Below are 13,768 nucleotides of genomic sequence, written 5' to 3'. Positions count from 1 at the left end.
AAAATTATTATTATTTCGATGAGTATACAAATGTATGTCTAAGCTCTTTAAATTTTAAACCCATAAAAAACTGCAACCGTTGAACGATTGCAGTTTTGTTTTTTAACGTTTTACTGCAGCTTATTTCAAACTATAAGCAATCACATAGTCACCATGATCAGGAGATTGCCGAGCACCGCCGGCAGTGATCATCACATATTGTGTGCCTGTTTTTGGTGAAACATAGCTAATAGGTGTTCCTTGGCTACCGACTGGTAAGCGTGATTTCCACAACTCTTGACCTGACGATGAATCCAGCGCGCGTAAGTAGTAATCTTGCGTTGCGGCAAAGAACACTAAGCCACCTTGTGTTGCCATTGGGCCCCCAATCGTTGGCATACCAATTGGTACCTTTAAGCCCATTTTTATGCCCATTGGTCCAGTATCTTCAACCGTTCCCATTGGAACTTGCCAAGCAATCTGGCGCGTTTTCATATCGATGGCGGTCATAGTACCGTATGGTGGTTTTTGACATGGAATATTTAACTTAGACCAAAAACGATCTTTATTGACTTTATACGGCGTACCTTTCATGGGTACAGCGCCCATGCCTGTATTGACTTTCTCGCCACCACTTGCCTGAATTGCTAAATCTTCAGGTGTCTGCTCAAACAACTGAATCCATAAACCTAAACGCATGTCGTTGACGAACATGTATTGATGACTTGGATCAAAGGCGATACTGCCCCAGTTCATGCCACCTAAAGAGCCTGGGAAGCTTAAAGATTTGTCTTTACCTGGTGCTGTATATAAGCCTTCATAACGCATGGTTTTAAATCCAATACGGCACATTAGTTGGTCAAATGGTGTAGCCCCCCACATATCCGATTCAGTCAAAGTTTGATTACCAATTTGTGGCATTTCAACTGAACGTGGTTGCGTCGGGCTATATTGTTCACCGGGAATATCGGCAGCCTTCACTGACTGTTCGATCACTTTGGTTAAAGGTTTACCTGTTAAGCGATCCAATACAAAGAATTGTCCAGATTTGGTTCCAATCACCACGGCTGGTTGATTAGTCCCATTTTTCGCAGGGAAATCAACCAAACTTGGTTGCATTGGTAAATCAAAATCCCATAAGTCATTATGAACGGTTTGATAAACCCACTTTTCTTTACCTGTGGTTGCATCTAAAGCCAATACAGATGAATTGTATTTATGATCCAAAGGTTGACGATTGCCCCCCCAAACATCCACTGAAGAGCTCCCCATTGGTAAAAATACCGTATTCATCTTAGGGTCATATGACATTGCAGCCCAAGAGTTTGCTGAACTGCGTTTATAGGTTTCACCTTCTTTTAACACATAGTTTGGATCAGGATTACGTGGATCAAATGCCCAGCGCAATTGACCTGTGATCACATCATAAGCACGAATCACCCCACCTGGCATATCTGCGGCAAGGTTATCTGCAATACGACTACCAACCACAATCACTGTGCCCGCAATAGTCGGAGCGGAGGTCACTTCAAAACGTGGCGCGGTGGTTCCTTCACCCAAACCTTTAAGTAAATCAACCGTCCCATCAACACCAAAATCTTTACAACGTTCACCTGTGTCTGCATTGACCGCAATTAAGCGTCCATCAGGTGTGTTGGTATAAACACGGCGTAAGCAAGCGGTATTGTTTGCCACAGCTTGGACAGGTGTTGCACCCGCCAAAGTCGGTTGACTTAAAGGTTGAGTTGAATCGAAGTAGGCAACCCCACGACATCGTTCCCATGCATCTGATTTCGAGTTGACCTCTGCTTTCCACAGTTGTTTACCCGAATCTGCATCTAAAGCAAAAATATTGTTATGTGGCGTACATAAGAAAATCTTATTACCCACCTGTAACGGGGTCATTTGATCTTCTGCCCCATTACCTGAGCCTGTGGTAAAATCACCAGTACGAAAACGCCACGCTTCTTTTAATTGATGAACATTGTCGCGGGTGATTTGGTCGAGTGCGGCAAAACGACTGCCCCCAGCATCCTGACCATAGTGTTGCCAATTGCTTTGTTTCATATCGGTTTTAACAGGAACTAATGGCAATTCTTGACCTGATGCCGCCACCGTTGGATGCGGTTGGAACATTTGATAAAGTCCAATCAACATACCAAGAACCGTAACTACCCCTAAGCCATACGCAGGTAAGCTTGCACTCGGTTGAAACTGGTAGCGACGAATTGCGGGTAGGCTAAACATCAATGCAGCAAAGAGACCTGCTGGAAACATTAGTCTCGAAAATAAAGGCCAAAACTCCCAACCCGCATCTAGCAATGACCAAATGATGGTTCCCACAAAAACTAAGCTAAATAGCCAGACTCCCAGTGTTTTTTTCTTAAAAATAAAAATGGCTGATGCAAGCGTCAACACACCAGAAATCACGAAATACCATGATCCTCCGAGTGTCACTAATTTTGCACCGCCAACGGTAAAGAATAGCCCTGTCAGTAGCAAAGCCAAACCTAATATAAAACACCATATTTTTAATACGGTATGAGAGCTTGTAGACTTAGTCATAGGTCATACTCCTAGATTAGAAATTCACACGCATGCTCAAACCTGCAACCCATGCATCATCCACTTCTTTTACACCCGCAGGCTGATGGATATATTGTAGGTTCGGTCGTAACATGACCGCAGGTGACCATTGGTAGGTGTAGTTCAATTCAACATTGAGTTCATCACGTTGAACGGGCACATAATCTGCCGCAAACATGTCGTATTGGTCATAGCCACGGCTACTATTGGTTTCAATTTGGCGATTTTTATAACGATCATTGACTATATAGTTTGCTACACCAAATCCAATTGAATCATTTGGACGACTGTCAAAAGGCCCTTTATACCAAAGTGCAAGTTGTTGCGTACTTTGTACTGCTGTGGTGGCTTTATCATTAACAACGGCGTTAAAGCTTAGGAACAAACCACGTTTTGGATCCTGCCCTTTTTGGCTGAGTTGTTGTTGTGCATTAATCCAAAAACTATGTTTGCTATCATGTACCTTTCCAGCGATCGCGATATCATTGGCTTCAGCGGTCGAGTAAAGTGCACCAACTTTATACTCGCCTGCTAAACCATCAAATGCTGCTAGTTTTGGTCTCCATGCCAGTTCTACTGGAATAATGGCACCTTTGACATTATTCATATCCAAGTTAAAACCATCATTTTTGCCAGTTTTAATATTGTCAGGATTCACCTCATAAACACCAACACCCAATGTCCACTCAGGTGCGAATTGGTATTTGACATTGGTTCCCCATAAGCCTACGGGTGAGTTGTACCAAATTGAGCCAATGGATTTGCCAAGTTGCCCACCACAAAGTAATAAGTTTTGGAACTCACATTGTGAACCATTAAAGTCATCTGACATGCCCATACGTCCAACCTTGAATTGAACGGTATTGTCAGCAAAACCTTTTTTTACCCATGCTTGGGTTAAACGCCAAATTTTGCCGCGTCCATAAATTTCTTGTGAATTGCCTAAAGCGCTAGAACGAGGGTCTTTGATACGCTCCAAAGTTAAAGCGTTACCGTCACGTTTGGTAATTAAAATATTGGCGGTGGTGTCTTTCCAGCCTGCAATTTTATTTAAATCAAAGTTTACGCCTAAAGCCAGTTGTGCTGCGTTTTCAAAGCTGTTGTCATCGTTATAGCCACCATCTAAATTGGTCGCAGCTTGACTCATGATCGAAGCGGTAAATTTATAACCATCTTTTTCCAGTTGTTGGCGTTGTCCATTCCAATCGCCCAATAACCATTGGCGATCTTGTGACCAGCCTTGCTCAGCAAAACTGCTCTGAGCCGTACAAACTGCAACTACCAAGCAACTAAGTTTAAGAGATAAAGAATTTGTACTCATATTAAGCATCCTTACTTTTATTTAAGTTTTAGCGCTGAGCTAAGTTCAGATGTTGCACCTAAACGATCTGTGATACTGGCGGTGATCGATGCAACTTTCACTGTCGGTTTCCAAGTAACGGTTGCTGTGCCTTGAGCATTGGTTGCAACAGTGCTTGAGCCTAAATAAAACTCGGCTTCATGTGCGCTTGCTTGTGAGTTTCCAAAAAATTCAACTTGGTAACGTTGGTTCGGTTGTCCTTTTACCTCTACCGCAATTTGACCTTTTGCTAAGGTCAATTTAGGTGCTTGAATATTTTGATTCGGTTGGGCATTACAGCCTTGTTCATTGGGTTGCTGGCAGGTCTTTTGTAAGTTTGCTGGGTCAATTTTCACGCCATGCCCCCGTGAACCGACAAAGTGCGCATGTTCTAATCCCGGAATATCAAAAATGATTGCACCTAAACGTTGATTGGGCACACAGCTCCCACCCGCTTCACAGCGTTTGATGTCTTTGCCATTATTCCAAATTTGGTTTTTGGTTAATGTGATACGCGCATTGGCATCTTTTTCTGAACGAATGGCAACCCCAACACGATTGCCATGGACTTTATTGCTGTCAAAAATATTGCCATCACCCGTGAGGTTAAAGCCGTTGGAATTATTGGTCAGTTCGTTATAGGCAATATAATTGCGTTTGCCCCAGTTGATCTGTAAGCCATCTGAATAGTTTTCAAACTTGTTGCCAATCACTGCATTGTCATTGCCCCATAGAATTTCAATGCCTTGTGATGGCTCTGGGTTTGCAGTGGTTGAAATAAAGTGGTTATTGGCAACCAAGTTAAATGCCGCACCACGAGTTAATTCAAGTCCATCACCATTGTCTTGGAAATAGTTATTTAACACTTTGTTGTTATTGGTGGTGGTCGCAGTCGGATTACCTTTACCATCATCCCCTGTCAACATCACCCCTGCACCGCCATAGTTGTGCATAATACGGTTATTTTGGATCAGGTTATTGCTGGCACGGTTCATCAATATCCCAATACAAAAACGACGAATCTCTAGTCCTTGAATGCTCACCCCGTTGATGTCACGTAACACAATACCCGGTAAAGTTGTGGTACGAACATTGGTTCCGAACTGCCCTTCGACAGCACCCGGACAAGCTTCTACGCCTGTACCTTTAATATAATTTGAGCCATCAATCGCAATAAACTCACCTGTTTTTGCCCATTGTGTACCCATGATTTTTACAGGTGCTTTAATTTCTGGCAGTGGACTGTTGACCTTAATCACATACGGTGCTTGCCCAACTGCTTGAATCAAAATCTCACTAGCTTCACTCGGTTTGCTGTTGGCTTGTTCAATCGCCCAACGTAATGAGCCTTTTTCTGTATCATCTTGATAGCGATCTACTACATAGCTTTCTGCCATTGTTAAACTAGAAACCGCTAAGCCAAGTGCCAATGTGGTTAAACGTAACGAAATCATTTTCATGTCTAAAAAATCCTTTTAAATTATGGTGTAGGTTGAACTACTTTTAATAACTGTTTAAGTTGGGTCACATCAATTTGGCCAGGCGCAGAAGCTTCACCGATCATGCCAAAACTAAAGCTGCCCCCCATATTGGCGGTAGCAATGCGAGAAACCGTTCCGAGTTTACCCATCGACATCGTCAGCAATGGTTTTTTAGATTGTTGACTGACTTTTAAGGTTGCATTCATTAAGGTAAATACATCTTGTTTGCTTTGTGGCATTACTGCGATTTTAAGAATATCTGCACCAAGCTGATCTTGTTTAAGCAAACGTTGCACAATCTCAGCTTCTGGAGGTGTTTGTTTAAAATCATGATTGGACATCACAATCAATACTTTTTGTTGATGGGCCAATTGAACAGTGCTTTTTACCACTTGCTGATCTCGAAACATTTCAACATCCAGCATGTCCATAAAGGGCTGGCGTAAGTAGGCTTGATAGGTTTTGCCATAATCCGCATCACTTATGGTCAACTGCCCCCCTTCATTATGAGTACGAATGGTCGCAATCATGGGCTTAGAACCCAGAATCTGTTTAAGGTCATGACCCAATGCAATCACTTGTTTGGTGTCATTGGCAAAGTTGAGGAGATCTATGCGGAACTCAGCCAAATCGGCATCTGGATTATTGGCAATGATTTTTGCTTGTGCTAAGGCCTGCTCTTTGGTTTTTGCTGTAATCGGGACAATGGTTTTTACTGGGAGTTTTGCCAGTTCTGCAAGTTCAACTGGGCTTTGTGAAACAGGTTGCGCCTGTGTCATTTGAAAGGTAAATATGGAGCTAAGTGCAAGCGTCAATGCTGCAAGTTTTTGTAGTTTCATTTTTTCATCTTCCTTAATAGATTTGTTTTGGTTTTTTGGAGTCTTACCAAGTTTCCATTTAATGACAGGATAAACCTTCGGTTCGACCTCCTTTTCTTTCGGAAAAAGGAGAAGTGAAGCTTCGCAAGAAAACCATCTTGCGGAGCCTTACCCCTCACCACAAAACCTGTTCAATCCTTTTAACTATCCTGTTTATCGCAGATAACAATATCTTGTTGATCCAACGAAGGTTACGGATAATGTTTCCAAGTATCTAATTTGATCCTAAATTTTTTAGGCGCGTTAAATATCAAAAAATACGGTTTCGTCTTCACCTTGAATGCGAATATCAAAGCGATACACGATTTCACCATCTTCTTCACTGCGTTTTGCAATCAGCGTTTGGCGGCGGACTGCCCACTCAATGCTGTTCAGTACCGCATCATTGGCATTGGCTTCAACTTCATCGTCAAAATAAATACGGGTATTCAAACCAATGTTTATCCCACGGGCAAATAACACGACTGCAATATGCGGTGCTTGAGTCGTACCTTTACGCCCTGCCACAGCACCCGGTTTAATGGTGTCAAAACTCCAAAAACCTGTTTCAAAATTTGCGCCTGTACGTCCCCAGCCCTGAAAATGCGCATCCGCTGTTTTGCCTTGGGTATCTGCCCGACTTGGATAAACCCCATTGGCATCGGCTTGCCAGATTTCCAATAAGACATCTCGTAATGGTAAACCCAGCCCATCAAACACTTGACCTTCAATACGGATACGTTGGCCTTGGGTATGTTCCTTCACCAACTGGTTATCGAAGCTATGTTCAAACACTTCAATATTGGCTTGTTGTGGCAATAAACCAATATGCACATAAGGACCACCTGTTTGTGATGGGGTTTCCTTAATTTCCTGAAAATTCCATGCATTCATTGTGTGAGTTCCTCAAGTCAAATCATTTTCAAAATAAGTCGCACGACGACCACGCAGATGAATATCAAAGCGGTAACAACGACTATCTGATTCAATGAAATTGTTTTTATCTTCTAATGCGATCAAGGCACGACGCTGATCTTCAGATGGAATGGTTTTTAAAATCGGACAAGTATCTATCAGGGTATCGCCCTCAAAATAGAACTGTGAAATTAAACGTTGTGCCCAACCATCTGCTATTAATGAAAAATGGATATGTGCGGGACGCCATTCATTGATTCGGTTACGCCACGGATATGGACCCGGTTTAATGGTACGAAAAATATAAAAACCATTTTCATCGGTTAAGGTACGACCACAGCCACCAAAGTTAGGATCCATTGCGCCAATAAATTTATCATTTGGATGGCGATAACGACCCGATGCGTTGGCTTGCCAAACTTCCAATAAGGCATTTTTCACAGGGCGACCAAACTGGTCACGCACATAACCATGCACAATAATTCGCTCACCGACAGGGAGCCCTTCTTTGGCATAGTTCAAAATCAAATCATTGTCTTTTGCACCAAAAATTTCAGGTGAAAAATGCGGTGAAGTTACTTCAGTTAATGTTTCATTAATCGAGATCAATGCATTTTTTGGCGAGCGTAATACACTGGTTTTATAGCCAGGTGTATATGCTGGCGGGTGATCTTCTGTATTTCGTTGCGGATACGCACCCAATGTATGACTTAACATGCCTATCTCCTTAATCCTGTTGTTGTGCAGCGACAGGTTGCACTTCTATTCCGAGTTCTTTAAAAACATCTTCAGCCATGTGCATTGCAGCATTTGCGGCTGGCAGTCCTGCATACAATGAGCTGTGTAAAATCAGTTCTTTGAGTTCGTCCTTGGTAACACCATTGTTAAAGCAAGCACGGAGATGCATTCTGAGTTCATCTTCTCGTCCCAATGCCAACAGAATAGCAATGGTGACTAAACTGCGGGTATGACGTGGTAAACCTTCACGTGACCACACCTCCCCCCAAGCAAAACGGCTAATAAAGTTTTGAAAATCTTGGTTAAAGTCATTCAAATTTTCTAAAGAACGACCGACATGTTTTTCACCCAATACTTCGGTGCGAACCTTTAGCCCTTGTTGGTAACGTTGTTCATCATTCATTGAAATTGTCCCCCCTTTGTGATCTTATTTCTGATCTGAGAAAGTTAGGTTGCATCGGTATGCGCCACTAAGGATTTAACAAAAATTGCCACAGCCGCAGCGGTTGCAGGAATCATCAATAAGCTTAAGATCGCGGTAAAAGACCAATCATTGCCCAACAAAACAGCACCAATCCAAGCCCCAAACACTGCGCCAAAACGACCAATCCCTGTCATCCATGCCACACCAGTTGCACGACATTGAGTAGGGTAAAAACGGGCACTTAACGCTGGCATTGCAGACTGTGCCCCATTGATTGCCACACCCGCACATAACACCAGAATTGCCAATAAGGTTGGGTTACTGAGACTTTGACCTACGGCAACAGCAAATAAGCCTGCAATAAAATAGAATGCTGAGATAATGCGGTTAGGGTTAAAACGATCCATTGCCCAACCAATAAATAACGCACTCAATACACCACCAAACTGGAACAGACCGCCGATAAATGCTGCGCGTTCCATGGTTGCGCCCGTTTCACGCATCAAGGTTGGTAACCAACTGGTCAGTAGATAAATCACGACCAAGCCCATAAAGTAGGTTGACCATAACAATACGGTGCCTTTGGCAAATTTTTGAGAAAACAACATGCCAAATACATTTTTCTTTTGTGCTACAGCAGACTGTTCATCTGGGATATAAAAACTGTCAGCAAGCTGTACTTTTTCAGGAGCAATATGACTTAGGATTTTGCGAACTTTTACAGCATCTCGCCCCTTAACAATCAAGAAGCGATATGACTCAGGTAACAGCACAATCACCAATACCATTAGGATTAAAGGTGAAATACCGCCTAGCAAGAATAAGCTGTGCCAACCAAAGGTAGGAATTAGCCAACTACTGACAAAACCACCTGTTGCCATACCTAAGTTATAGCCACAAAACATACAGGTCACGAGCAGTGAACGAACACGGTTCGGACAGTATTCGGAAAACAATGTGGTGGCATTTGGCATTGCTGCGCCTAGACCAATACCCGTTAAAAAGCGCAGTACAACCAAACTGTCTAAGTTTGGGGCATAGGCGGATGCCAAGGTAAAGCCACCAAAGATCAACATTGAAATGGTTAATACAATCTTGCGTCCAAAACGATCCGCAGTAGGTCCTGAAACCAACGCACCAATGATCATTCCACCCAGTGCTGCACTCATCACAGGTCCAAGTTGAGAGCGATCAATCCCCCAATCTTGTGCTAAAGCAGGGGCAATAAAACCCATTGCAGCAGTATCGATTCCATCAACAAATACAATGAGAAAACAAATAATTGCAATCATCCATTGATACTTGCTGATTGGTGCATCATTAATGAGTGCCTGAGCATCCATACTATTTTTTGGGGCAGCAAATTCCTGTGCCATAGTTGCCTCCTTGTAGGCGAATTCCTTTCTAACCCTAGACGGTTATATGTTCTGAATAAACTTGGACAATGCCTGATTGAACACTTGTGGTTGTTCAATATTGGACAAATGAGAAGCCGCCAAGATTTCAAGTTGACTGTTTGGAATGAATTGATGCATAAATTCTGCATCTTGAACCGTCGTTATAGGGTCATATTGACCTGCGATAATTAAAGTTGGGATTTGAATTTGATTGAGCTGATCTCGAACATCGGCATCTGCCAATGCTCGACACGCATTGGCATAGCCTTGTGCAGGTGTCACCGCTAAACTTTGAATGGTTTTTTGAGCAAGAACATCATGTGCATAATCAAAATGCTCACTAAACCAGCGGGTATGTGTAGTTTTGACAATTTCAGCCAATCCTTGTTGTTCAACGCTATCGGCACGGACTTTCCACGCCTCGGCTGTGCCGATTTTGGCTGCTGAGTTTGCAACAGTAATGCTATAAAAACGCTCAGGATATTCAATCGCCAGTGTGAGTGCTGTAATACCACCCATTGAAATTCCACAAAAATGGGTTTTTTCAATGTGCAAGCTATCTAAGATATCAATCACATCTTCAGCAAAGTTATGCAATGTTCCATTGGCAATCACATCACTTAATCCATGCCCACGGGTATCATAAGTAACGATTTGATAGTGTTGCGCCAAAGCATCTACTTGAACTTGCCACATACCATGATCAGTTCCCAATGAGTTAGAAAACACGATCACTGCTGCATCTTTTAAGCCTTGGACTTGAACGGCAAGTTGATGTCCTTGACGGTTCTTAATTTTCATACTGGTTTTCATGATTCAGACACTCCTTGTGCTGCTTGTAGTACTGCATCAATTTGTGCCTGAATATTGCCCAAGTAAGATGCTGGTTTAAAAATCTCATCTAGGGCTTGTGAACTTAGATGAACATTCACCTCAGTCATTTCTGACAACACTGTTTTTAAATGCTGCTGTTGCGCGAGGGCTTGCTGACAAGCTTGTTCGACCAAATGATGCGCATTTAATCGGCCAATTTTGGGTGCCAGTGCCATCATTGCTGCTTCTGCCATGATCAAACCCTGAGTACACTCAAGGTTACGCTGCATGGCTTGTGCATCGACTTGCATATGTTCAAGCACATCCGTAGTGCGTTCTAAAGCCCCTGCACATAACTGAAAAATTTCAGGAATCACTAACCATTCTGCATGCCAAGTGCCTAAAGCGCGTTCATGTTCTTGCAACATGTTTTGGTAGGCACTTGCCATTAATGCAGGGACACGGTTGGCTGCTGCAAGTACGCAAGCGGCTGCAACTGGATTACGTTTATGAGGCATGGTGGATGAGCCACCACGACCTTTTGCAGTAGGTTCAAAAACTTCAGCAATTTCAGTTTGCATCAGCAAAGACCAGTCTTTTGCCATTTTGCCGACATTACCCACAATCAGGGCAAGTACACTGGCAATTTCAACGATGCGGTCACGTTCACCGTGCCATGTACACTCAGGTGAAGTTAAATTTAATGCCGCGGCATAGGCTTTAACTACGGCTGAACCTTGATCTTGTAACGATGCCAATGAACCCACAGCCCCACCGAGTTGAGCGGTAAGCACTCGGCTTTTCATCTCGTGTAGACGGTCTAGATCACGTTTAAATGCTGCAGCCCAACGTGCAAACTTATGCCCTAATGTGATCGGTAAGGCTTGCTGTAACCAAGTCCGTCCAATCATGACTTGGGCACGATATTGTTGTGCTTGGTCTAATGAAACTTGATAAGCTTGTTGTAATTGTTTTTCGATCAGCCCTAATGCATCACGGCATTGCAGAATCGTGGCTGTATCGATAATGTCTTGGCTGGTTGCGCCCCAATGCACATAACGTGCTGTGTCATCATCGTATTGTTTTACAATCGCAGTAAATTGCTTTACGAAAGGAATCGCAATATTTCCCGCAAGTGCTGTAGCAGTTGCCAGTGCTTGAAAATCAATTTTTGCTAGGGCTTGTTGTCCAACTTGTTCAATGATGGTAGCAGCAGATAGTGGAATCACCTCCACTTGTGCTTGTGCTTTTGCCAAAGCCACTTCAGCTTGGATCATGTAACCTAATAAGGCATGATCGCTAAAGATTGCTGTGACATCAGGCTGATAAAATAAGCTGGCGTATAACTGGCTCATCGGATACCTCACTCAACACGTTGAATAATGAGCGCGATGCCTTGCCCGACACCGATACACATTGAACATAAGGCATATTGCCCCTTGATCTGTTCAAGCTGATTTAGGGCAGTGGTCACCAGTCTGGCACCTGATGCGCCCAAAGGATGACCTAAGGCAATCGCCCCACCATTAGGATTGACACGTGCATCATCATCGGCCAAACCTAAATCACGGGTGACAGCCAAAGCTTGGGCAGCAAAGGCTTCATTTAGCTCAATCACATCCATTTGCGCTAAACTAAGATCGGCTTGTTTAAGCAGTTTCTTGATTGCAGGCGCGGGTGCAAAGCCCATAATTCTTGGTTCAACCCCCACAGTGGTTGCTGCAATAATTTTCCCACGTGGTTTTAATTGGTATTTTTCTACAGCTTCATCTGAAGCAATCAATAAGGCCGCTGCACCATCATTAATTCCCGATGCATTACCCGCCGTGACCGTGCCATCAGCTTTGACCACACCTTTAAGTTTTGTCAGTGCGGCTAAAGTCGTTGATGCACGTGGATGTTCATCGGTATCCACAAGCACAGCATCGCCTTTACGCTGGGGAATAGTGACAGGCACAATCTCATTTTTGAAAAAACCTTGAGCTTGTGCTGCCGCAGTACGTTGTTGGCTGTTTAGCGCAAACTGATCTTGATCCGCACGGTTAATATTGAATTGCTCTGCCACGTTTTCAGCGGTTTGTGGCATGCTGTCCACACCATACAATTCTTTGAGCTTTGGATTGATAAAGCGCCAGCCCATAGTGGTGTCTTCAATCTTTTGACTACGTCCAAAAGCACTATCCGACTTACCCATCACATAGGGCGCACGGCTCATGCTTTCTACGCCACCGGCAATGATTAAATCTGCTTCATTGGCTTTAATGGCGCGAGCTGCCATGGCAATCGCATCCAGTGATGATCCACATAGGCGGTTCACAGTGGTTGCTGGCACTTGATAGGGCACACCCGCCAATAATGCTGACATACGCCCAACATTACGATTGTCTTCACCGGCCTGATTGGCACAGCCATAAATCACATCATCGACTTGTTGCCAATCTACTGTTGGATTACGTTGTATCAATGCTTGAATTGGAATAGCACCGAGATCATCTGCACGTATTGGCGCAAGACCACCGGCATAACGACCAAATGGGGTACGGATGGCATCTATGATGTAAGCGTTTTTCATGTTGTCTATATCCTTAAGCCGGTATCGCGTCAATCAATGGAGCACCCGTCAAAGCCTGTAATTCTTCAAAGCTCAGACCTGCAACTTTTTCAAGCACTTTTAAACCCTCTGGGGTCACGTCAATCACGCATAAGTCAGTATAGATACGATCAACACAATGCTTACCTGTCACAGGATAGCTCAGTTCTTCAACAATCTTAGGTTCACCTTGCTTGGTCACATGATCAGTGGTGATAAAGACTTTCTTGGCCCCTACAGCCAAATCCATTGCACCACCTACCGCAGGAATCGCATCTGGCGCACCGGTATGCCAATTGGCAAGGTCGCCATTGGCTGCCACTTGGAATGCACCCAATACAGCAATATCCAAATGTCCACCACGCATCATGGCAAAAGAATCACCGTGATGGAAAAACGAGCCACCCGTTAGCATGGTGACATATTCTTTGCCTGCGTTAATCAGCTCAGGATCTTCTTCACCTTTGGCGGGTGGAGGACCAAAAGCCAATAAACCATTTTCAGAATGCAGGAATACATCTTTGTCTGTTGGCAAGTATTTTGAAATCTTGGTCGGTAAACCAATACCTAAATTGACATATGCACCATCGGGAATATCTTGGGCAACACGTTCAGCAATTTGGTCACGGCTTAGTTTTTGGTAGCTCAT

General features: G+C 43.6%; 12 protein-coding genes. All 12 read right to left on the bottom strand.

Going from position 1 to position 13,768, the window contains the following annotated elements; all coding sequences use genetic code 11:
• Positions 1–120: 120 nt before the first annotated feature.
• The 12 genes from AC4CUY_RS05110 to AC4CUY_RS05055 all read right to left on the bottom strand — a co-directional run bounded on the left by AC4CUY_RS05110 (position 121) and on the right by AC4CUY_RS05055 (position 13,768).
• The gene (locus tag AC4CUY_RS05110) at positions 121–2,544 is read right to left on the bottom strand and encodes a glucose/quinate/shikimate family membrane-bound PQQ-dependent dehydrogenase (protein ID WP_490773752.1); all 2,424 of its coding nucleotides are present in this window, start codon (positions 2,542–2,544) and stop codon (positions 121–123) included.
• A gap of 16 nt (positions 2,545–2,560) precedes the next feature.
• A complete protein-coding gene (locus tag AC4CUY_RS05105) occupies positions 2,561–3,886 on the bottom strand; it encodes a carbohydrate porin (protein ID WP_336953952.1) in 1,326 nt (441 codons plus the stop codon).
• A gap of 17 nt (positions 3,887–3,903) precedes the next feature.
• Positions 3,904–5,364, bottom strand: a complete 1,461-nt coding sequence (locus AC4CUY_RS05100; protein ID WP_419328174.1) for a right-handed parallel beta-helix repeat-containing protein — start codon at positions 5,362–5,364, stop codon at positions 3,904–3,906.
• Between the two features lie 20 nt (positions 5,365–5,384).
• Positions 5,385–6,224 (bottom strand): type I 3-dehydroquinate dehydratase, encoded by an 840-nt coding sequence (gene aroD / locus AC4CUY_RS05095; RefSeq protein ID WP_419328175.1) that lies wholly within the window; start codon positions 6,222–6,224, stop codon positions 5,385–5,387.
• Between the two features lie 282 nt (positions 6,225–6,506).
• Positions 6,507–7,136, bottom strand: coding sequence for a protocatechuate 3,4-dioxygenase subunit alpha (gene pcaG / locus AC4CUY_RS05090; protein WP_336953954.1), 630 nt, complete (start codon positions 7,134–7,136; stop codon positions 6,507–6,509).
• Positions 7,137–7,148: 12 nt separating this feature from the next.
• Complete coding sequence (gene pcaH, locus AC4CUY_RS05085) at positions 7,149–7,874, bottom strand: protocatechuate 3,4-dioxygenase subunit beta (RefSeq protein WP_004722139.1); 726 nt, start codon at positions 7,872–7,874, stop codon at positions 7,149–7,151.
• 10 nt (positions 7,875–7,884) lie between these two features.
• A complete protein-coding gene (gene pcaC, locus AC4CUY_RS05080) occupies positions 7,885–8,298 on the bottom strand; it encodes a 4-carboxymuconolactone decarboxylase (protein ID WP_336953955.1) in 414 nt (137 codons plus the stop codon).
• A gap of 44 nt (positions 8,299–8,342) precedes the next feature.
• Positions 8,343–9,695, bottom strand: coding sequence for a 4-hydroxybenzoate transporter PcaK (gene pcaK / locus AC4CUY_RS05075; protein WP_336953956.1), 1,353 nt, complete (start codon positions 9,693–9,695; stop codon positions 8,343–8,345).
• 42 nt (positions 9,696–9,737) lie between these two features.
• Positions 9,738–10,517 (bottom strand): 3-oxoadipate enol-lactonase, encoded by a 780-nt coding sequence (gene pcaD, locus AC4CUY_RS05070; protein ID WP_336953960.1) that lies wholly within the window; start codon positions 10,515–10,517, stop codon positions 9,738–9,740.
• Positions 10,518–10,525: 8 nt separating this feature from the next.
• On the bottom strand, positions 10,526–11,884 hold the full coding sequence (gene pcaB, locus AC4CUY_RS05065) for a 3-carboxy-cis,cis-muconate cycloisomerase (RefSeq protein ID WP_336953957.1): 1,359 nt from the start codon (positions 11,882–11,884) through the stop codon (positions 10,526–10,528).
• Between the two features lie 8 nt (positions 11,885–11,892).
• Positions 11,893–13,101, bottom strand: a complete 1,209-nt coding sequence (gene pcaF / locus AC4CUY_RS05060; protein ID WP_490773751.1) for a 3-oxoadipyl-CoA thiolase — start codon at positions 13,099–13,101, stop codon at positions 11,893–11,895.
• A 13-nt stretch (positions 13,102–13,114) separates the two neighbouring features.
• Positions 13,115–13,768 (bottom strand): 3-oxoacid CoA-transferase subunit B, encoded by a 654-nt coding sequence (locus AC4CUY_RS05055; RefSeq protein ID WP_490773750.1) that lies wholly within the window; start codon positions 13,766–13,768, stop codon positions 13,115–13,117.

The organism is Acinetobacter sp. 778_lipA (assembly GCF_058242985.1).
The sequence above is the reverse complement of the archived record's forward strand: the minus strand, read 5'-3'. Positions and strand labels throughout refer to the sequence as shown.